General features: G+C 43.9%; 9 protein-coding genes and 1 pseudogene. 9 read left to right on the top strand and 1 reads right to left on the bottom strand.

From position 1 onward, the window contains the following. Positions 1 to 752: 752 nt before the first annotated feature. Positions 753 to 929: a hypothetical protein gene (locus ACYVFD_RS30420; RefSeq protein WP_461094384.1), complete on the top strand. Its 177-nt coding sequence runs from the start codon at positions 753 to 755 to the stop codon at positions 927 to 929. Between the two features lie 634 nt (positions 930 to 1,563). Here the strand turns inward: ACYVFD_RS30420 and ACYVFD_RS30415 are convergent. Next, on the bottom strand, positions 1,564 to 2,349 hold the full coding sequence (locus tag ACYVFD_RS30415; RefSeq protein ID WP_461094383.1) for a class I SAM-dependent methyltransferase: 786 nt from the start codon (positions 2,347 to 2,349) through the stop codon (positions 1,564 to 1,566). Between the two features lie 1,784 nt (positions 2,350 to 4,133). Here ACYVFD_RS30415 and ACYVFD_RS30410 point away from each other — a divergent pair. The 8 genes and pseudogenes from ACYVFD_RS30410 to ACYVFD_RS30375 all read left to right on the top strand — a co-directional run. After that, complete coding sequence (locus ACYVFD_RS30410; RefSeq protein WP_461094382.1) at positions 4,134 to 6,287, top strand: xanthine dehydrogenase family protein molybdopterin-binding subunit; 2,154 nt, start codon at positions 4,134 to 4,136, stop codon at positions 6,285 to 6,287. Between the two features lie 139 nt (positions 6,288 to 6,426). Further along, positions 6,427 to 7,182, top strand: a complete 756-nt coding sequence (locus ACYVFD_RS30405) for a hypothetical protein (protein ID WP_461094381.1) — start codon at positions 6,427 to 6,429, stop codon at positions 7,180 to 7,182. Positions 7,183 to 7,187: 5 nt separating this feature from the next. After that, positions 7,188 to 8,171, top strand: coding sequence for a gliding motility protein GldB-related protein (locus ACYVFD_RS30400; RefSeq protein ID WP_461094380.1), 984 nt, complete (start codon positions 7,188 to 7,190; stop codon positions 8,169 to 8,171). A gap of 661 nt (positions 8,172 to 8,832) precedes the next feature. Beyond that, entirely contained in the window at positions 8,833 to 10,071 is a 1,239-nt protein-coding gene (locus ACYVFD_RS30395; protein WP_461094379.1) for a serpin family protein, read from the top strand. A 561-nt stretch (positions 10,072 to 10,632) separates the two neighbouring features. After that, entirely contained in the window at positions 10,633 to 11,568 is a 936-nt protein-coding gene (locus ACYVFD_RS30390) for a hypothetical protein (protein WP_461094378.1), read from the top strand. A 3,839-nt stretch (positions 11,569 to 15,407) separates the two neighbouring features. Next, positions 15,408 to 17,225, top strand: coding sequence for a tail fiber domain-containing protein (locus tag ACYVFD_RS30385; RefSeq protein WP_461094377.1), 1,818 nt, complete (start codon positions 15,408 to 15,410; stop codon positions 17,223 to 17,225). Positions 17,226 to 17,355: 130 nt separating this feature from the next. After that, a complete protein-coding gene (locus ACYVFD_RS30380) occupies positions 17,356 to 21,807 on the top strand; it encodes a beta strand repeat-containing protein (RefSeq protein WP_461094376.1) in 4,452 nt (1,483 codons plus the stop codon). Between the two features lie 12 nt (positions 21,808 to 21,819). Then, positions 21,820 to 23,422: pseudogene (locus ACYVFD_RS30375) on the top strand (hypothetical protein); the annotation flags it as partial.

Below are 23,422 nucleotides of genomic sequence, written 5' to 3'. Positions count from 1 at the left end.
CCCACTAAATTTAGCGCGTTAGTCAATTGAAAACCACAGGAATATTGTTCGTTGCTTTACCATTTTTAGGGTGGGATTTCTCATGACTACGTAGTGAACTCAGGTGGACTCCCTAAAAGTTGACGGGAATGACTAGTATCTTCTCACGTTGCATCGACTAGGCAACTGATGCATTATTACTTACCGTCAAGTCGTTTAGAACCGGTACCGTCAAGGAGTATTCATGAACAAAATATGGTTAGTAGTTGGTAATTGTCCTTTTTTAGATACATTCTAATCTATCTTAACCCCCTATTGGTTGTACTAGTCGTGATAATACCCTCGTCTTCTTCCCCTTTCTGGTGGGACCCCCGGGGCGGTTACTAACCCATTGGCGGGGTGAAGTCAATAGTGGGTAAATTAAAGTTATAACGCTGCCTGTTAATCCGCGACGGATTAACAGGCAGCGTTATGCTCTGAGTAGGGCGACAGGTTGACCGAAGGCGGTCATTCGTTATGGCCAAGGGTGACCCAGAATGGGTTAAGAAGTTTAATGCGTGGTCCTACCCGCCTGATGAATCCTCCCTGTGACTGGGCCAACCACCTTCCAACTAATAGGGTGCAGGTGAACATAAGTTATCCCCATTTCTACACGGATTGTCCGAATCGTCAACGGCCAATCCAGTTTGTTTCGATGCAGTGTAGGAGGGGATAAGCCAAATTGAGCTAAGCAGACTTGATAAATTAACCAATTGCAAAAGCTGACAACTACGATGTATAACAGCGCACTTGGTATCAATAAGAATATCTCGACGGACAAAGTGCCTAATACAATTAAGGGAACGGCCACCCATAAGGGATATCCCCTTTCAAAAGCCAAATCCATCATTATCCTACGGCAACTTAAACAACTCACGACTGTGATCAATGTGCAGGTACTTATCCAGTAAAGGCTCAAGCCTAAAGCTTTTAGGAGGAGGCCAGTAAGAATCCACAAAGGGCTTATTGACAGGATCAATATTGCCGCCAGCAGTAAGTTAGGAGGAGGTCCATTGCGCATTCCCATAAGTACAACTGGAGAAGCTAACTTGGTCAACAGTTAGTTAATTGCCTAATAGACCGTATCGGTATTTGGATTCAGCGAGACGGCCTTCTCTGTAAATTTTAATCGTTGTTAATTCAGCAGGGTGGTAGTTACTAACAGTTTGCTCACAACACGTTCCAGGAATTAAACTTTATGGAGTGTGTGCTGCCCGAAGTAGCTTGCCCGAAAAGATCACCTGTAAACCATTACTTTACGAATTATGTCCGAGGTTTGCGCTAAGATTAGGTGGCCGTCGAGCAAGCGTTTAGTTCAGAGTGGAGTAATGGGAAGACAAAGGGGCACGTGAATCGCTTGAAGATAATCAAACGCCTGGGATACGGTCGAGCAGGTTTTGACTAATTGCGTTGACAGGTATTATTTCGCAAATGCACGCATCACCGACCGTTAATCAGGACCGTTTGTACCGGAAAAACTGGCTTTCTTTAGTTAGGAAGATATATGTAGTAACGCAACTGATAGTTTTTCTTGACTGTACAGAGTTACGTAGGTGCAATTAGGTAATAAGCACAGGTTGTAACGAAGTTGCGTAGGTATGGAAGTTTAGTTAAAAGTGGGTGTAAGAGACGCGGTTTTAAGTTGAATTTGAACTCATAAATTGGGTTAATAAAAAAAAATTGCTTGGCTGTCACGGCGTACCCCGACTGAAACACGATTCGCTCAAAATGTTCAATAGAAAGGCCCGTATCCCGAATCTCTAGTAATCCTTTGGGCGATTGACCAAACCCCTGAAGGATGCCAACATAGCAAGCTCTTGGAAGGAGATGAAAATAAGGAAGCCGGGACAAAAACTTACTCTGGCAGATTTGCTGATGACCGCCGAAGGGCATTTGCCAGGGCGGGAATCCTAGGTAAATAAGGCCATTTGGCTTCAAAAATGTCTTCAGCAAAGCCAAACATTTTTCTTGGTCATAAATATGTTCGATGACATCTTTAAGGACAATTAGATCAAAGCGAGATCGAAAGCCGCTTTTTATAGCTGTATCATAGATGTTGTTAACAAAAAACTGTGCTCGGCCGTCATAAATTTCAGGAGCCATCATCTTACAGGCTAACTCAATTTTATGAGTATCCGGTTCAACTCCCACGCCAATACAGCCTTTATCTATAAAAGCCTTCAAAACGCCACCCTCTCCAGAGCCCACTTCCAAAACCTGCATATCGGGTAAAATTTGCTTATACGCATCAATGAATGGAATTACATAATATTTAGTAGTAAGGGTTTGGTGCTGGTGATAAAGTTCCCGGTCTTTGTGAAAATAGAACATATTTACAATCAGTTATATAAATAATTAGCATTCATTCAGATAGTCGCCTCAGGATTAATTTGCCATACTTGGTAGTAATGTAAAAGCGGGTAGCCCTCCAATGAGAACTCAGTTGTTTATGGTTTACTATTTTGCCGCCGTCGTGAGATCGCCCGCTAACTCAGGCTTATTTGGGGAAGTTTTACTATTAATTTTCCAGCGATTTTTTCTATAACCAATTGACAAAGAGTATATTCATGTTTAAAAAAAGCTTCTAGTAAAGCACCGCTCTGCTTCAAAAGGCTGTTTTAGTAGCAAAAAAGTTAAGTCAAGGGAGCTTTCTTTTCTCATCGTTATTAAGTTGGTAGACGTGTATCACTTTAATAGCTACTAAACGAAAAATAGCTCTGCCATGGCACCACCAATCAACCCAACAGTTCTTATTTTGGCTTGGATAGTTGATTAATATCACTGAGTTGTGCTTGACACTAATGTTGGTGTTTGCAATTCACAGGGGTCCTTGTACAAACCGTTCCGAAATAGTTATGGCTCACGGTTCCCTTGTAGTTGTCGGTATCGGCCGTCCTAGGGGAGAAGATTGTATAGCAGCCGGATCGCCTGACCCTACGGAAACTGTGCGTGTTTTAGTTATAAAATACACTTAAATATGAGGACTTCAGCGAGCCGATCAAATCGCCATTCAGTGCTCTAATTAGAAGTGCAGATGGATCTTACTGCGATGTTGCCGTATCCTGAAGAGCGATTCTCAACCTGCTGCTGGCATGATGAAAAAAGGATTCGGTAGCTAGAACATAGAAACCGTATTAATTATTGATCTGTACAAGGCGATACCCATAAAGGATACAAATGCCACTGGCTGAGTTGGGAGTTAACTACTACGATTTGAGTAAGCTAGTACCTGTATGTGCCCCTGACATTCACTATTTACTTTGACTCTCTTTTAACCAAGCAATGCCGGTTCTAAGTTGCGGTGAAGCCTTTCCCTCAGCGGCGGAAAAGTTCACCAGTTCGGCTGGTAGTATCTGAAATTATAGGACTTTTACAGGCATCTACACCTAGCGGTGACAATCCATTTACTAAATGGATGCAGTGGCTGCCTGCTTCTCTCCATTCACACCGCACCAGTGGGCCGTCCCTTTGTTTACTTGACGTCAAACCGTAAAGCGAGCATTTTTCAAACCAAGTTGACCGGATCAAGCAGAGGGACTAGAGTAAAAAGTTGGCAACTGACACTGAGGGTGTCAGTTGCCGTGAAGAGACTATTTGTCGGAAATTGTTCCCTTTCCTAATCGTTTGTGTAAACCTACTCAAGTACGTTAATATACCCTTCAGGACTGATTTACACCCTTACAATTTGAAAGCTCATCTGCCCAAATTTCACAAGCCTAGATTTATTCATTCCGGGACTTACGAACAAGCTAGGCGATGGTACTTAGGCTAACGTGACAATTAGGGTTAGGGACTCGTACGCAATACGTTGCTGCATCAGCAAGAATACGAAAAAAACGCTGCTATACTTTCGATTTTCAGCGGATTAGATTTTATAAACGGATGCGTATATCGTAAAGCTAAATGCTTTCAATGTAGCAACTCCTCATCGCTCAAGATGGATAAATTACCAGCATGTGCTGACAATGCCGCATCATGGCAACCAGCGCATGCTGGTTAGATTCAAGTTTTGACTAGGGTTGCCTGTTTCAAATGTAGATGCGTTTAATTCCAGAAATCCTCATTCGAACGGCACCATGAAAAATACACCTTTATGTTGACCGAAGAAAAGAATAATGACAAACATTCAAAAAATTGACCGACGAACGTTTTTGCGACTGACTAGTGCCAGCACCGCCGGCCTAATCTTAGGCGTTGACGCTACGGCCAAAGCATATCCCTTGGAGAAACCAGCGTCGACGACTGTTTTTGCGCCAAATGTATTTATTCAAATTGGGACGGATAATCGGATCACCTTATGGGTTCATAAGGCGGAGATGGGGCAGGGGGTTCGCACGGCCTTACCCATGCTATTAGCCGATGAACTCGAGGCCGATTGGACTAGGGTAGACATTCAACAAGCACCCTTCAACGAGGCGTATGGTTACCAAGGCACAGGGGGTAGCTCAAGCGTGCGAACGGCCTGGCTCCCGTTACGCCAGGCTGGAGCTACCGCCAAAGCGATGTTAATTGCTGCTGGTGCTCAACTTTGGCAGGTAGATCCAGCCGAATGCCGGGCCCAGAAAAGTTCGGTTAGTCATCCGGCCACTGGGCGAATGCGAACGTATGGACAATTGGTTATGAGGGCTGCGCGACTACCCGTTCCGCCCACGGTTGTTTTGAAAGCCAATTCTGACTTCACTCTAATAGGGAAATCATTGTCCTCAACTGATTTGCCTGCCATTTGTACTGGTCGGGCTGTTTATGGACTGGACATTCGCCTACCTGGGATGCGTTTTGCCGTGATCGCACGTTCACCAACTTTAGCGGGTAAGTTACTGATGTATGACCCAAAACTGGCATTGGACTACCCCGGGGTGCAAGCCGTCGTACCAGTGGAGCGGGGCGTGGCCGTGATTGCCAATTCCACCTGGGCCGCGATTCAAGGTCGGGAAAAGCTGGCTCTACAGTGGGACTCAGGCCCCCATAGTCAGCTAACTACATCGGGTATATTCGACCAGTTTCGCCGGGATGCGGAGGGCGCGGGGTTAGTGGCCTTGGAACGGGGCGATATTACTAGGGCGCTAGCGCCCCCGGCTAAATTGATTGAGGCGACCTACCAAGTCGCCTTTGTTGCCCATGCGACAATGGAGCCTCAAAATTGTACAGTCCAATTAGCGGCAGATCATTGTCGAATTTGGGTACCCACACAAAATCCTCAGTTAGTTCATGCCCTCGCCGTTGCTATGACTGGGTTAGGGCCCGAGGCCGTTGAGGTAAATGTTACGCTACTGGGAGGAGGCTTCGGCCGACGGTTGGAAATTGATTATGCGCGAGAAGCAATTGCCATTGCCCAGCAGGTTGGCGGCACAATTCAGTTAGTATGGACGCGATCGGATGATTTTCAACAAGATTATTACCGCCCAGGTAGTTTGCATCACCTTCAAGCGAGTCTTGGAGATCAACAGTCGATAACGGGTTGGTGGCACCGCGTTGTGGCACCTTCCGTTATCAAGCAACGATGGGCCGAACTGGGAACATCGCATGCCGATTGGATCAACCAAGCGGGCCTGGACGAAACGGTTATGTTAGGGGCTAGTGATATTTCCTATGCTATTGAGCACATTCGGGTTGATTATTGCATGAGCAATACCCCTCTCCCAATTTCTTGGTGGCGAGGTACCTACGATTCTTTAAATGCGTTTGCGAATGAATGCTTTTTGGATGAGATCGCCTGGACGATGGGCCTAGATCCTTATCAATTACGTTGGCAGCTGCTGGCAAGTTATCCCCGCCTGCGAGCGGTACTGGAACTAGTGGCCGAGAAAGCACACTGGAATAAGCCAGCCTCGAGAGGACTGTATCGGGGACTGGCTTTTCACGTTACTTACAAGGTTCCCGTCGCTACAGTTGTTGAAATAGCCGTTCCTTCGCCCGGAATTATCCAGGTCGTATCCGTTACCAGCGCTGTAGATTGCGGCTTGGTGGTGAATCCCAGCCGGGTACGTGCTCAGGTGGAGGGGGCCATCTGGGATGGACTTACTGTGGGCTTAAAAGCCAAAATTACCGTAGACGACGGAAAAGTTCAACAACATAGCTTCGCCGATTATCCCCTGTTACGGATCAAGGACAGTCCCCAAATAAACGTGTTTATGGTGGCTAGTAAGGAGCCTCCCAGAGGGATCGGTGAGCCGGGAGTCCCCCCAGTCGCACCGGCCTTAGCTAACGCTTATTTTGCGGCGACTGGCCACCGGATTCGTCAGTTGCCCTTGTTGAGTACTGAGAAATAAGGGTAATTATTTAAGGACTGGATTCGTCGTGTACGTGTAGCTTCGATCAGAGGATGTCTAAGTAGGGGTAATGCTCTCACATGAACTCTATACTAGTTTCCATATCAATTTTATACTGCTTATACTGACTTTCCTAGGTATGGACTATTTCGTATACCGATCTACTTCTATTGTTAATATCTCCTGCTTCCTTAGACGCTGGCACATACAGCTATTATTTATTATTTCGTTTGCCACTCAGGCACAGAGTCGCGTTTTTTATACGGGCACTTACGTTGGTATTGTTACCTTTCGCGATCCGACTACGTCAGATTTTCGATACGTGATCCCAGCGACTGGTGTTTCGTTCCAACGGCTTGGCTGGACTGAAAACCAAATAAGTAGGCTAAGTATTACGGTAGGTTGGGGCCAGTTGCCAACTGCTGGCCGATTTTTTCAGCGAGTCACTGAGGGTAGAGTCGCCTACCAAAAACTTTACGCACTTTCTCCTGCTTTCCAACTTGGCTGGCAATCCCGATTCGGGTTGCATATTCACTACGATCAGTTCAAATTCACTCCTAATCGAGGTCAGCATTTGGGGGGCAATGTGCTACTTGAGGTTTTGCCAGTGGCGGACTATCACCGGCCTATCATTTTGTTTGGCCGCTCTTTTCGATTTGCTGAGCAAGTAAGTCTTCCCCTATTGACAGGCGCTCTTGGGGGCACTTACAGCGGGGCCGATCCGTATGTAGGCTTAACCTTACGGACCCTGACCAATACTTTATCGCTAGAAACAACTTCGGCTCACAAACCGAACTGGGCGTTTACCTACCAATGGATGTTTACCCAGTTAGGTGCTAATCCGATGTATCAACAACAAGCGTTCAACGGGATACTGTTTAGTATTATTTTCTAACCTATATGTGCAAATTATATATATTCTTAAGCTTGCTGATTGGGGTATTCAGTTGCGAACGCATTCTGATTAGAGCTGATCAAAGAGAAGCCTATGAAGGGCGAGTAAATGAACCAGACGCCGTTTATTTATCGACTTATGATGCAGACCTATTTTGGGAAACGTTTCAAACAGCACCTTCAACCAGCAATCCAGCAGAATATTATCAGGAGCACTATATAGACAAAGGTAGTGTCGTCTTACGAAGAGCATTTGCTGACGGAAAGGTTGACGGGAATCGATTGAATCAAACCACGACGCAAGTTCGATCCTTCTACGAGTCAATTCGACTAACTGCAAAACAAGCCGTGATCCAGCAACAACCTGCAATACTAGCCAGTCTACGCCGCTTAAAAACCGTATACAAAGATGCCCAGTTCCCAGTTGTGTATTTTGGGGTGGGTGCGTTCAGTAGCGGTGGAAAGGCCTACCCTCAGGGCGTCTATATCGGCCTAGAACTATTTTCTAACAATGACAACATGGTTATCAATGGCATTAATCCCTATACAGCTAATATCATGCATAAACCATCCGATTTGGACGTAATTGTAGCGCATGAAATGGCTCATCAACAACAAGAATATAGGGCTGAAAAAACGTTGCTGCACGCTGCTCTCCAGGAAGGTGTTGCTGAGTTTATAGCTAAGTTAGCGACTGGGAAGGTAGTCACTAACTCCTATGTGTATACGTTTGGTATGGCGTATGAAGCCGCTATCTGGGGCAGCTTTAAGAATGATATGATGGGGCAGGATATAACCCAGTGGTTGTATCAGGGCCCTAGACCGAACCAGTATAACTACCCTACTGACATGGGCTATTTTGTGGGTTATCGCATTGCGGAGGCGTATTATAACCAACTAACGGATAAGCAGCAAGCTATATATGATATGCTTCACATTCAATCGGCCACTGAATTTCTTAAACAAAGCCAGTATGCCAAACGATTTTAACGCACCAACATAGGGCCAAGTTTGATTTTGAACGTATTGCCAGTCGTTGATTGCCAGCGAAAAGTAGACCCTTAGACTAGGAAGTTATGACACTTTTAAACGGGCTTTGTATATTCTGAAAAGGCCACCCTGCGCCGTGGTAGGTGCTTTTTCTGCAGTTAAGACCAGGTTTGTTCCTGGGCCAATCCATACAAATCTGAGATTACCTACTCTGAAAGGGGAAAAAAGTTTTTATGGATTTCCAACCGTTTGTAGACTGCTGGGGTCATGATTAAAAAACGTTCCTATTAGGAATGAATACGTATTAGTAGACTTATAGCGTTAAAGGGTTTAGGATTGCGTCTTTTTATTGATCATAAATTCATAAAATTTATGATCACCCAGTCGTCAAATTGCCAGATAAAGACATTCTAATCGCTATTGACCGTATGGATTTATTGAAGAGTGAAGCGTGCCAGACACGGGGTAAGCTAGTCAGCCTGGTTAATAAAATAGATGATCTTAAGATTAGGGTTAATTACGGTAAGGGGAAACTAATTAATGGATTTAAGACCCTACTGATTGGCTATGAAGCATCAGGGGCTTTACCCAATGTGAATGAATGTGAGTGTGGTAAACATATGAATGGGACTATCTTATTCTGAAGCTTAAAACCAAAAACATGAAAACGTCTCTTGTCTCGATGGTAGCGACCGTATTGATTGGCGTTTTAGTAACGGGTGTTAGTTGCAAAAACGCCACTGTAAACCTTGAGCGAAATGTAGCCAGTGACTTTCGGGTACCGGCAGCTTTTGCGAAACAAACGACGCAATTTGCATTTGATGTTTTTAAAAACGTTGTTCCGAAGGAAGGACAGGATAAAAACGTTTTTATTTCTCCGCTCAGCCTGCACATGGCATTGGGAATGATGTTGAACGGGGCGAATGGACAAACAGCACGGGAAATACAAAAGACACTCAGCTTGGACACGTTATCTTTAGAGGAAACGAACAGAACTTACCGAAACCTGATGGAAAACTTGCCTGGCGTTGATAAAAATGTAACGCTGAATTTGGCAAACTCGGTATGGTATCAAAACTCATTTTCAATCGAGCCCATATATCAGGATCTAATAAGCCAATCGTTTCAAGCTGAAGTGTCAGCCCAAGACTTCAATGATCCGGCCACACTGAGCAAGATCAATGGGTGGGCCAGCCAAAAAACAAATGGCAAAATTCCAAAAGTGCTCAACCAGATTCAGCCCAACCAGATTATGTTTCTGCTGAACGCGCTGTATTTCAAAGGCGATTGGAAAACTAGATTCGATGCCGATAAAACAACCAATGAATCATTTAAACTTTCTTCGGGCAGTACAAAAACCGTTCGCATGATGCGACTCAATACCGCAATCAACCGCGCATACCGGCCAACCTATACTGCGTTTGAATTACCATACGGCTCCGAAAAATTTGCCATGACAGTCTTACTACCAGCAGAGACCATTACGGTGGATGAATTAGTCAATAGCCTAAGTCACGATGAATGGATGCAACTCCAACAGCTTATGAGGGAAGCGACCATGGACATTGGCCTCCCTAGGTTTACGATGAACTATGAAATTAAGCTAAACAACGCCTTATCGGCCTTGGGTATGCCTACCGCCTTTAGCGGTGCCGCTGATTTTACAAAAATTAATGCTGAAGGTGGCTTGATGCTTGACTTTGTGAAGCAAAATACATTCCTAGCCATTGATGAGCAGGGAACCGAAGCCGCTGCGGTTACTACGGGTGCTGTAAAGTTTAACTCAGGCCCTTTACCGGTTATTTGTAACCGGCCATTTGTCTTCCTCATTCACGAAAAAACATCGGGTACAATCTTATTCGTTGGTAAAATTGCCGATCCAACCTCAACGGGATCGTGACAGGAATTGAAGTCAGACCTGCAGGTCTGACTTAGTAAGCCCCTGATACAGACTAACATCTGTCAACCAGTTGGCCCTACCAATGCCTGCTCTTAACCCATTCCATGATGCAGCTTAATTGCAGAACATTGGTTTCTGCTCTGGACTAACCCAGGTAGTGGCAAATTGGATTTATGACGATGATGTACGCTTCTGTATACAGATTAGGGTTTTTGAACAATTCAGAAAAGGTACAAATCTGCTTAACGGTACTGGCTTGTGTGTCAGTCTAAGATAGGAACGTAATCATTCGACTTCTCGTAGATTTTCCCGACAAGCCACTGATGAATCCTACCGTTTAAAAAAGGTTTGTTGGCAATAAGTAATCGAGCATTTTAATCATTGGCTAAAACCGCTGAGTGATTCTTTGTTACCGTTTGGTGAATATAAACGGACATTCAGTCAGAAAAGCCCGCCATCATATTAGCGTCAACTTATTTTTAATACGTGCAGAATATGCATGGTAGAGTGATACTAATCTTTACTCGTTTGAAGCTATTCATCTAATAACGTCAAATCGCTATGAAAAAAAATCTTAGTCTTGGGTTATGTCTTCTTTGGTTGTTTGTCGGCATTTGCTGCCGACCTTCTGAGCAGCCAATTGAACCAATTGAACTAGAGCAGGAAGTGCCCCAAACCGTTCAGCAGTCGCTTCGGAGGGCTTATCCGGACGCTAGTCAAATTGAATTTACTACGCTCAGTAAGGACCAACTTTGGAAAGCCCGCTTTGTCGTCAAGCACGAGCAAAAATTAGCGGTAATTGAGAAAGGAGGCAAACTACTGCAGGACATGTCCCTTTCTCCAACGGGAATTGCCCAGGAGGATATCATTGCGTGGGCCAAAGCAAATCATAACGATCTTCTCATTGGGCATATTTATCAAGAAAATACTCCAGGGCGACCGGCTAATTACCGGGTGGATCTTGCGGATATTGATACGACGAGAAGTCACATGAAAATAGTAGCGTATTTTGACGGCTCAGGCCAGTTTATTGAACAGAAACCCTATCAGGTTGAATCCGTAAAGCGTATTTCTAGATCCGACTTACCACTTACAATTCAACAGTACTTGGCTGAGCGCCCGGATTTAGTAGAAATAAGCATTGGTCCTGTAAAATCCTCTATCGAAGAAAAAAGTAATAGTGGGCAAAAAACATACGAATTAACGTTAACGGGTAGGGGAGGGCACTATTTACTCATTTTTAGTCAAGAAGGAACTTTGCAACATGCCTACACCTTTCTTCATCCTGACTTCCAATCGGTTGCAATTAGCCAAGTCTTGCCCCTCACAGCAACTTCTTTAACGCAACAGTTTCCAAACTGGAAGTTTATTAAAGGTGATCAGCAAACCGTTTATTCATATACAGTTTGTTACCTGCTTTATATTGAAGTTAATCAAGTTAAATATAGTGTTATTACTACGCCTAAAGGGGAAATAATTCAAATACAAAGGGTGTAGTTCATTCGCAGCGGTGCCGGTACAAAGGCTTAAATGGGTATTTACGCAATAGACCCCCACTTAAGCCTTTGTTTAAACCTTATCTTAATCAATTTTGCGGAAGCGAGCTTTCGATTCGATAAATAAACTACACTTGTTCAATTCGTGATTTTATAAGTGACTACCTTATTGAAGGTCACAGGCTTCCTTGAAAGATTGCTAGCTGTCTTTAAAGCAGTTAGAACTGAAATTCACATGGTTAAGAGAACATGGGTTGGGTGAAAGGATTATAAAGTACGAGTTTTAGTCTGTATCAGCCTTATCATCAACAAACTGAGGGTTAACTAACGAATCCATAACCTTGCATGAATAGGCTCTCGATGAATCGGACGTGTACATTCATTGGCAATACTGGTATAGAGTTAGTGTGTATAGCACTCAAATTTGAAAAATGCAATGGCAGGTATTGGATTTATCACCTCAAGCGGCAGTTACTCACCAGGTAATTCAGCCCTTAAAATTTCATGTTATTCCCTTCATGTAAGCCCACCTAACATTTGAGCCTTTTTTGAAACGACAGGGGATCTCAATAAACCCTTAACCTTACTAGCCAATCTGTACAAAACGACTAATTAGCCTACAGTCAATGTAAGAACTAGGGATATAGTTATGCCCATCAGGTGAGATAATGATCGTTATGCAACCCAACCAGCCTCTCTTTTATATTAAAAAAAGTTTCCTGCTTAGCCTACTGCTACTTTGTTGGTTCACCCTTTGCAAGTGTCGAAACCAAGACGAGTTTTCTATATTTAACGAAGTAACTCAGTATCGGCGAGCAAAATTTGCATCCGAAGTGGAATGTAGAAAACAGTTACAACTGAATTGTTATGATTTTGTCCGCTTTTATCCCGATAAACGGGCCGATGTTTTACTAGGCAATGATATTTTGTCAACGGGGACGTATCATGTAGCTAATCGTATAATTACAATTTACTTGCCCAGTCGTAGTCCCTCATCGCTCAAATTTATTTGGATTTCGTCCGACCGTATCCAAAAACAGGATGACGGGACGGAATGGAAACAGAACTAACTTAGGGGCTGCCTGTTTTCTGGGGATTATCAATACCTCTTCCTTTAAACCGTTCAGAAAGGGAATAATTAGCAAAGATGGTCAATGTCCAGATTAGCTCCACATTGAATAGGCTAGTTTTAGCTTTTAGGCTTGCGGTGGCCGTCCGATCAAACTGTATGGGGTTTTATAACCCAGGGAGGACCAGGCTGCTGGGGCAAGGATTGCGCAACCGTATGGCATATACGTCAATAGGTTATCAGGCGTCTCTGTTGAAGATCTCAGTAAAGCCTCTTCCAAGTTTAAGAATGGTCTTCTGTCCTCTTATTTCGCCTTCAAGCGGCCACGAGGGGGCTATACCTTATAACTATGGAATAGTAGTCTCATGCGTGGTTTGATTGGCAATAGGTTGATCAGTTCCTTTCCCTCAATTGATACGTATTAGCTAACCCCATCCGAGTAGGTATTAAAGCCGGGTGCAGACTGGGTTGACTGCAGCGCATAGCGCTGCGGCATGATGGCCTATTTTTCCGAAAGTGCGGCTCAGCAGAATGGGTTCTAACCAGATAATTTCAGGATTGGTCACTACTGGTGGCGCCTAACCATTTTGGCTTCCCCTATCAGTTTAGCCACAATACGTCGAGTTCTACAACACCGATTTTAAGCAACAGAAATCAGTTCAATTCGTTGATCATTCTGACTTTTCAATCGTGGAATGGTTGCTTTCTCCCCGCCGGGTAACGCGCTTATTGCTGGCACAGCGCATAGAGTATCAATAGTACATGCAGCCACAAAAGCCTAGATCAGATCATACCCATTCACTGTGGTGAACCGGTACTTAACGTACATAAGGCAGATTGGCCGTTCGGCTTATCAAGTTTATCCCGCAACGATTTGCTAGATGGTTAAAGAAGCTACTGCCGTGAAGTATTTCTGGCAAAATTACCACCAGCTTTGGGCTTAAAGGTACACCATCCCACGCTGGACCTTTACACTATATCGCTATTTCCAATGGTCGCCGACTCGATAGTAGATGTGGGCTTTACCAGTACCTGGCCCCGGAGCTATATCGGGCAGACGTGGCCTGTTGACTATCATTTAACAGTACGCCTTCTCTGAAAAACGCTGGTCTGCCAGTTCAATCGTAAGTACGCAGACTCCAAGGATTGTTTTTGTAGACAACATGCTCTTGCCGAATCGGTGGTCCTAACCTAGTTATTGATAGAATTGTAAACGATGTACCTATTAACTACCCATTTTGAGCAAAATAATAAACGGCTGATGTCGATAGTGGCTCTTAATGGCAATTCAATCAGTTACTAGCCTTAGAGATCTGCTTTGTACGGAATTCAGGACCACTAATTTAAACGTACTTTCAAACAGTTAACGTCTAAATAGCGCATTTGTACTTATAAACGTTAGCATTTTCTGTTTAACAGCTCAATCATACAAATTTACTTGTCAGTTAACTAAACATACCCTTCTGTAACGTTTCTGAGCGGCAAACTACGCTCATAAGTTAAGTTTGAATATGGTCAATATCAAACAAGGTAAAGTATAATCTGCTAAGGCAGGATTATATATAAGAGGAAAGATCGATAGTTGTAGCAGGTTTTACTTGCTACAACTTCTTAAAGAGACAAACACTTGACTTTTAATATCATTCCTATGCAGATTGTATTGACGGTTAGGGTATTAATTAATACAGGTATTGTCGTGAGTAATCTGGCCTAATTTAGTTTGTTTTGATGTCAATGCTAGATTTAGCTTCCAGGATGAATTTTTTAAATTGAAACACTCACTAATTCTAGATAAAAGATTATCCTTAAAGAAAATATATATTAAAAACGTAGTTTTCTATATAATCCACTAGTTGTTATTGCCTAATAAAGATTTGTTGAATATATAGTTAGTCGCAAATGTTTTTTAAATTTTTTATGTGGTAGATTTTTGGGTAAAATTTAAATTGTTTAATAAATAAATGTCATCTAGTTAATCAATAAAAAACCTAGCTATAATAGCTAGGTTTTTTATTGATTAACTAGATGACATTTACAGTTGTGTTTTTCAAGCTAGCAAAAAGCCTATATACGAAGGATCGTATATAGGCTTTTTAATTTTTAGAAAATCAAAAAAGAAGGCTTTTAGGCTATGAATTAATAAATTTAAAGACGCATAGTAATCTGATAATCAAAGACTTATTCTATCAATGCTATTAAAAATGAAATGGGAATGCCCTACTTTATTATAAAAAATGATATATAATAAGTTTACAATAGTTTATTCTTATAAACTACCTAATTAAACTAATTGAAAATATATAAAAAATATATCATATATACTACTTGATGTTTTAAGTTGTTTGATTTTGTAAATAAATATAAAAATTACTTTCCAGCAACTTGCAAGTGTATTGTGTAAATAAATGCTATATTAATTAGGAGATACTATACCGAAAAATAAATTTTTAATTAAAATTAAATTTTTCTTGCGTATTGGTACTTTGATAATGGAATAGTTATTGCTATAGAGTAATAGTAGAATAATTTTAAAGTTAATTTTTTATATGATTAATGGTTAATATTTCAGAGAAAGTTCTATTTTGATTGATAAAGACCTATTTGTATATTTCTACTTTAACTTGGAATAGTTTTTGCTAACTAGTCGCTTCCATATCCAATAATTATATAGCTTCGATTTATACTAACTTATTTGATACAACTCAAAAAAAACAATCTTTCTATTTAAGTTATTTTTACTCCTACTTTGCAGTAATAAATCATAATTAGTTATGAATAACTCTTTACTATATCGAAAACTAATTACTTGGGCTTTGGGCGTGTTAGTCTTTTCCGTCTTTTATACGTTTGAATCGATTGCTCAAGTAAAGATTGCTACTCCCAGCTCGCTATCTGCTTCACCAATTCCAGATGCCTCGGCTATGTTAGAAGTAGAGTCTCCAACCAGAGGGGTCTTAGTACCACGAATGGACAATCCGGGAAGTATTTCAAATCCAGCAACTGGGTTGATCGTATATGATAATCTCAAGAAATGTTTATCGATGAATATCGGTACCCCAGGAAATCCGAATTGGCAATGTTATTGGTTAACTGGAGGTAATATTAACACTAACCCTTCAACTGGTAACATTCCTACTCCTCCTGGAAGTACGAGTAGTACAGGAACAGCTATTCCTTTGGGCAACAATTGGCTTGGAACGTTTGATTATAAGGATTTTATAATAGGGACAAATAACCGGGAGCGTATTCGGGTATCTAAAGATGGGTTCGTTTCAATTAATTCTCCGATTGCTACTCCTACAGGTGGACAAGTGATATCGCCTAGGCTGAGTATAGTTAATGATAATGTAGGTATTGGAGGTACAAATAATGAGCCCCAAGGGGCTGACGATGTTGCTATTATATCTTATAACAATGGGATTGGGCCTGCCCCCGCTTTTCTAATGAGATCTTCAAGAGGAACGTTGACTGCCCCCGCAAATTTAGCTGCAGATGATATCTTAGGAAGCTTTAGTGTTTTTGGACAGACGGCTTCTAGCATGAATCCGCTAGGAAGGATTTATTGGGAATATAGCGGTAATGGAACGACTTTAGAATCACGTTCGGCATGGCAGGTAAGCGGCAATAGCAAAGGAATATTTATAGCGGAGGATGGCAGCGTATCAATAGCTGACGGACCACCAGCAGAGCCATTTCCTGCCCGTTTATACATTGCTTCAACTAGCGCCCGGACTTTAAATCAAGGTACAAAATTCGGCCCTGATCCGGGAGCTGGTATTGCAGTAGGCCCTTCAAGTACTACATTGAATGTTGCCATTCATGCAAATGGCAACATAGTGGCAACCCAAGCTTTGTATGCTAATGTGGCTTTTCAAACCACCTCTGACGAGCGTGTTAAGAATGTCATTAGTCAATCAAACGCTAATAACGATTTAGATTTACTAAAGCAGATTCAGATCACAAACTATACCTACAAAGATAAAGATCTTTATGGGTCAGATGTCCATAAAAAAGTCATAGCTCAGCAAATTGAACGTGTACTTCCAACGGCTGTCAAGAAGTCGAAAGGCTTCCTGCCGGATATTTATAGTCTTAGCACACTAATTGAAAAACAGCAGCCAAATAGCCAGGTAATTACCCTTGACAAGCCTCACAATTTAAAGACCGACGACAAAATAGAATTGATTCTGCAAGATGGCACAGTACTTTACCAACGAGCTGAACGAATAGACGATAAACGGTTTGCAGTGAACACGACCACTGATTTCAAGGGTAAAGTATTTGTCTATGGCAAAGAGCACGAGGATGTACGCTCGGTGGACTACGATGCGATTTCCATGTTGAACGTGAGTGCCACTCAGGCGCTGGCCACCGAAGTAGAAGAGCTAAAAAAGCAGGTTAGTAGCTTAAGCAGCCAAAACCAAATCCTCAAGCAACAAGCCATTGAAACTGCTTCCTTGCGATCAGAGCTGGAAGCGTTAAAAGCAGTCGTTTACGCTAAACCCGGGCCGCCGAATCGCGCCAGACCCGTAGCCGTCAAAGCAATTCGGAAAACCACTTTTCATTCAGTAGCGCCTGCCGCAGATTAAAGCAAAACAAGTTGGCTGTTGAGCAATATGAAAGAATAGCCCTACTGACCTAATCGAAGACTGAACCGGCTGAATTACTTCCCTGCTCCTAAGAAGCTGATGTGCTAAGGTTTCTGTTAACTGGTATTTTATGAAAACGATATGTACTCAACTTATTAGTTGGTTGATCTGGTTTTGCGCCCTTTTTGGGGGCAAAGCGGCCTTTGCGCAACAACCAGCTGCTTCAATCAATATTACGGGAGGTAGTCATAGCGGGGAAGTAGTCATCGCCGAGACTGTCATTTTTGGACCTGATCCAGTATCGGGTAATCCCTATATCGTAATCAACGGTGATTTGTGGATATATGCGAAAAAGATTATCGTCCACCCCCAAGCAAAAATAACGGGGAGTGGTACGCTGCATATCGGGGCCGTTAACCACTTGTTAGGAGGCGCCTCCCAACCCACACAACTGGATGGAAACAGAGTTACCTTTGACGTTAATATAAGCCACGAAAATCCAAATGGAATCGAATTAGTCGATTTGGCTTATGGAATGGCTATAACCATAAATGGCTTTGCCGATTTCTACATTAATAAAAATTTCAGTTTTGCTTCATTGCATACGACGAATCCTACAGGAGGATCAATTACGAATAATCATGTTACGCTAAATCAACACAACGTAGTCTTTAGTGCGTCGGCAACGCAAAGTGGTTTTGATGATAATTCCTTTTTTATCACCAATAATACAGGCTACGTAAGCAAAACAGCCATACCAGTCGGCCCGGGGGGGTGGATATTTCCTGTTGGATTTGGTGATGTAAACAATCCCTTAAGTTACACACCCGCCAAGATTTCAACAACAATCCCGGAAGAAGTTAATCTCAAACGTGATGTTCGGGTGCTACCATTCAATGGGACAGAGCCAGTAAGGGGGCTAAAGAAGGTATGGGAAATAAAACGAACGGGTGCTGCAACAAACAACGATAAGATTGTACTGCAACATAATGCTAATGGAACCGATCAGTCAACGGGTTTTGATAATACGCGAGCTTTTGTTACCCGGGCTAGTTCTCCAGTTGCTAGCTCATTTACTGAAGTCTCACCTACGTGTACACCTGGTGGGTCTGGTTCACTGACTTCAGGGCCCGTTATTTTAAATGCGTATACACATGACCGTCAGTTCGCAGGTGCCGCAGCTGGTTTAGATTTTTATACTAAAAAACCATGCTGCGAAACAAACCTTTTGATTGCGACCAACCCCGTTTCTTGTACCAATAGTTCGGGGGGAAGCTTAACCATAACGGGAGGGACAACCGGTTTTACGGCTAACACAAGTTACACGGTTTCGTATACACTGAATGGTTCTACGGTTAGCACCGCCGTTACGTCTACTTCGGCGAGTCCGGCGGCCCTTGTATTAACCGGGCTAGCTGCGGGGTCTTATACGAATATCCGAGTTAGTTCTGCCGGGGGGTGCATTTCTGAGCCTGGTTCGGCAAACATCACCTTAGTTGACGTTCCGTCTTTGTTAGTAGAATCTACTCCACCCCCTATTTGTGGGCAATCTACCGGCCAGATATCCGGCACGGTCACACCAGGGGGAGCCTACACAATCACTTATAATGGGCCTAGTAGTGGGGGGATAGCCACCACTAGTACTACTTTCTCATTTCCCAACTTAGCGGCGGGAAATTACCAGGTGACTGCCACCAGCGCGGGGGGGTGTAGTACAATGAAGCCTGTTACAATTAAGGACCAACCGGGTTCATTAACGATCACGGCCGCGCCCTCTACAACGGTTTGTGCTGGCAGCCCAGTATCCTTATCGGTCACTGGGGGTTCTGGGCCGTATTTTTGGACTGGGCCAGGCGTTCCGCCTTCTACTAGCGGTAATATGATTAGCGTAACGCCGACCTCATCAGGTACTTACGTATATGAAGTAACTGCTGGGCAAGGGGCGTGTACTGCCGCCGAAAGCATTACTATTACGGTCAACCAGGTTACCTTAACCCTTTCGCCACCTACACCTAGCTGCGGGTTTGGTAGCGGTCAACTGACAGGGACAGTCACGCCAGGGGGGAACTACACCATCGCCTATAGTGGGCCTAGTAGTGGAAGCATTACCAATAACAAGAGTAGCTTCACGATCCCTAATTTAACACCTGGCATTTATTCAGTTACGGCACTTAGTGCAAATGGTTGTAGCGCTGTACAATCTCAGACCATTACGGTCTCTCCATCACTAACGATTACGTCACCTCCGACGGTCTGCCAGGGCAGTCCCGTGAGTTTGACGGTGAGTGGAGGCAGTGGTCCCTACACGTGGTCAGGGCAAAATATTCAGCCGTCCAGTACCAGTACTGTTGTAGTCAATACACCCCAGGCAGGTTCTTTCACCTATACGGTGAGTGCCAGTGGAGCCTGTCCGGCCACAACAACGCTGACGGTGGGCAGCCCCCTTTCGTTATCGTTGACGCCGACGCCTGTGAGTTTCTGTAATGTATCGGATGGTCAGATTCTACTCAATGGGTTAGCCAATACCCAGTCGTATACCATTAGTTATGGCATTAGCGGTGGTCCGGTTTCCACCTCCAGCTTGCAGAGCAGTAACGGGGGGACGATTACCTTGACGGGCTTAGCTGGAGGGACCTATTCGGTGACGGCCGTGAGTGCGGTCAGCTGTCCGGCTTCGGGTTCTACGACGGTCAATGCGCCTAACAACCCACTACCTGCTACCCTTACGGCTGGCCCATCGGCGACGATCTGTCCGGGTACGAGCGTGACCCTAACGGCAGTAGTGACGGGTGGTGTTGGCACCAACACCTTTACCTGGAGTGGGCCAGGTGGTCCCATTAGCTCCACCGCCAGTTCTATCACGGTAAGCCCTACGGCTACCAGCACCTATACGGTTACTGTCAAGAACAGCCAATGCGCGGGCAGTAGTAGTACTAGCCAGACCATTACGGTCTCTCCATCACTAACGATTACGTCACCTCCGACGGTCTGCCAGGGCAGTCCCGTGAGTTTGACGGTGAGTGGAGGCAGTGGTCCCTACACGTGGTCAGGGCAAAATATTCAGCCGTCCAGTACCAGTACTGTTGTAGTCAATACACCCCAGGCAGGTTCTTTCACCTATACGGTGAGTGCCAGTGGAGCCTGTCCGGCCACAACAACGCTGACGGTGGGCAGCCCCCTTTCGTTATCGTTGACGCCGACGCCTGTGAGTTTCTGTAATGTATCGGATGGTCAGATTCTACTCAATGGGTTAGCCAATACCCAGTCGTATACCATTAGTTATGGCATTAGCGGTGGTCCGGTTTCCACCTCCAGCTTGCAGAGCAGTAACGGGGGGACGATTACCTTGACGGGCTTAGCTGGAGGGACCTATTCGGTGACGGCCGTGAGTGCGGTCAGCTGTCCGGCTTCGGGTTCTACGACGGTCAATGCGCCTAACAACCCACTACCTGCTACCCTTACGGCTGGCCCATCGGCGACGATCTGTCCGGGTACGAGCGTGACCCTAACGGCAGTAGTGACGGGTGGTGTTGGCACCAACACCTTTACCTGGAGTGGGCCAGGTGGTCCCATTAGCTCCACCGCCAGTTCTATCACGGTAAGCCCTACGGCTACCAGCACCTATACGGTTACTGTCAAGAACAGCCAATGCGCGGGCAGTAGTAGTACTAGCCTAACCATAACGGTCCAAACAAACTGTGGTGTAGGCCGACTCGCCTTGAAAGTGTATTTACAGGGCGCAATTATAAAAAACCTAGGGGCTACTAACGGGTCTGGGGAGCCCTTAATGAGGGACGACCTACGAGTAAAGCAACTTATTCCGTTAAATGACCCATATGAAAGCCCATACTATGGGTCCATATTTGACCATATAAATAACCCTGAATTCCAGACAATTCCTTCATCGTTTACTAGTGCATTTACAGGCGAGGAAGCGGTTGTGGACTGGGTATTTGTCGAGCTCCGAGACGAATCTAAAATTGTTCAATACACGAGGTCAGGCCTTGTTAGAAGAAATGGTACGGTCATTGACTCTGATGGGCAACCCGGACTAAATTTTTCAAATGTGCCCCCCGGTAATTATTACGTGGCCGTCCGGCATCGGAATCACTTGGGTGTCATGACTAATACCATGCGAAACCTAGGGAATGGGCAGGTATTAGTTGACTTTCGTACGCTCACCCCTTCCGACATCTTTGATTTAGACCACCCCTTATATAAAGACAATGAGCGATATAGAATACCCAACTCTCCTTATTACGCACTTTGGGGGGGAAATGCGAATGCAGATAAAAATGTCATTTACGTAGGTAATCAGAGTGATGCACAGAGGGTAGCTGCAATGGTGAGTAATCCATTAGGGTATCAAATTAATCCTATTCTTACCTCCAACCCGAATCTCGATAACGCAAGCAACTACGTATTAAAAGGCTACTTTGATGGGGATGTAGATATGAGTGGAACGACAATATATGTCGGCACAAATTCTGATTCAATCGACATCTTAAATATGCTTATCGCCCATCCTAAAAATGAAAATTTTCCCAATTTCGTAAACCCTCAGCAGCTACCTACACCTTAAAAGCACACTTTTATGAGAACGACATCTATTGTATCTAAAAGTCTTAAGGGCTTAAAAATCATACTCTTATTTTTAGGTGTATCGACAATGGTAAATGTAGGTTGTTGGGCGCAATCTACTACTCCATGCTTCAGTTCATCTTTAACAGTTAACCTAAAATTAGATTATGATCCAGTAACTAAACGGATTTCCGTTTATTATATACCCTCTGTTGGACTGGGAGTTCACCGATTAAATCAATTTGGAATTGGTATAATTCTGCCAGATCAAAATCCATCCGCAGTTGACACAAAAATAAGAAATTTATCATTTGTTGGAGGGATTATTGGAACGAGTAGTTGGCAAGAAAACACGGTTTTGGACAGTAGCCATCCACGAGCTATACCGGCTTTAAACGGAATCGCCCTTCATTTTTTATCTTTTAATGGTAGTGTGGAAACCGATGAGGGGGTTGTCTTTCCTGCGAACATACCTGTTAAATTATTTAGTTTCATATATCCTGGATGTAGTGGTACTGTGCGCTTGATCATTAATGATGAGCTGCTTCAAAGGGAAGTATTTAATGTATTTGGAACAGATAATAATAATGTTACTTATCTACAATGTAACGTTGAGCAGGGAAGTGAAAGCGAACAGGTTTATAAACAAAACGACCCTCAAAGCCAAGTTTCGTTTGAACTACCTGATCTAAGAGACTTTAAGGCTAGCTTATGCTTAAGTGGAGTTAATAGTTATTCCGCTAATTTTTTCAATCAAGTAACACAACCAGTTTCAGGGACTGCAGTTCCCTCAAGTTACTCAGCGACCGGAATAAGCATCTTGCCAGCGGGCATGGCGTCTAACGTGTCGTTTAATACTACTACTGGTGATTATACAGTAAATTATCCTCCTGGAACATTACCCAGCTCGGTAACGATTTGTGCAAGTATTGTAGATAATTGTGGAAATAGTAAAGGACCTGCCTGCGTAGTGATTGATGCAGCAGCTCCACCAAGCATAGCCGCTCAGCCGACAAGCCAAACTGTCTGTTTAAACGGGGTAGCTAGTTTAACGGTCTCATCAAATGGTAATAATACTTATCAATGGCAAAACTCTACTTCCCCAACAGGTCCATTCTCTAATATAACAGGCGCCACCAGTGCTACTTACACGGCTCCAACTAATGCTGTAGGAACAGTCTATTATCAAGTTATAGTCAGTGCGCCTGGCGGAGGGTGTTCCTCTGTAGTCTCCAATGTAGTTTCCGTTGATGTTAATCAATTAGCAGTTGACATAACACCTTCCCCTACAAGCGTGTGCGTAGACGGTCAGGTAACCCTGAGTGTTAATCCATCTATAGCTGGCGCCACTTACCAGTGGAGTACGGGGGCAAATACACCTAGCATAAGCGTGACCGCTGGGACAACGGCTAGTACCTACTCGGTGACAGTGACCAGTGGTAACTGTAGTAGCTCGGATGATCAGATAGTCATTGGCAATGCCTTGCCGGTAGCCAGTGCGGGAGCGTTAGCTACCACCGTGTGTGAAGGCTCAAGCATCAACCTGACGGCCAGCGGAGGCACCAGCTACAGCTGGAGTGGGCCCAACAGCTACACCAGCCTGTCTCAGAACCCCA

Source organism: Spirosoma gilvum, from assembly GCF_054776815.1.
Note: the sequence above shows the minus strand (reverse complement) of the source record. Positions and strands in the feature narration are given on the sequence as shown.

Bases quoted from the DNA above. Each gene is read 5' to 3' on its own strand.
- ACYVFD_RS30420 (WP_461094384.1), top strand. From the start codon at position 753: ATGTATAACAGCGCACTTGGTATCAATAAGAATATCTCGACGGACAAA.
- ACYVFD_RS30415 (WP_461094383.1), bottom strand. From the start codon at position 2,349: ATGTTCTATTTTCACAAAGACCGGGAACTTTATCACCAGCACCAAACC.
- ACYVFD_RS30410 (WP_461094382.1), top strand. From the start codon at position 4,134: ATGACAAACATTCAAAAAATTGACCGACGAACGTTTTTGCGACTGACT.
- ACYVFD_RS30405 (WP_461094381.1), top strand. From the start codon at position 6,427: ATGGACTATTTCGTATACCGATCTACTTCTATTGTTAATATCTCCTGC.
- ACYVFD_RS30400 (WP_461094380.1), top strand. From the start codon at position 7,188: ATGTGCAAATTATATATATTCTTAAGCTTGCTGATTGGGGTATTCAGT.
- ACYVFD_RS30395 (WP_461094379.1), top strand. From the start codon at position 8,833: ATGAAAACGTCTCTTGTCTCGATGGTAGCGACCGTATTGATTGGCGTT.
- ACYVFD_RS30390 (WP_461094378.1), top strand. From the start codon at position 10,633: ATGAAAAAAAATCTTAGTCTTGGGTTATGTCTTCTTTGGTTGTTTGTC.
- ACYVFD_RS30385 (WP_461094377.1), top strand. From the start codon at position 15,408: ATGAATAACTCTTTACTATATCGAAAACTAATTACTTGGGCTTTGGGC.
- ACYVFD_RS30380 (WP_461094376.1), top strand. From the start codon at position 17,356: ATGAAAACGATATGTACTCAACTTATTAGTTGGTTGATCTGGTTTTGC.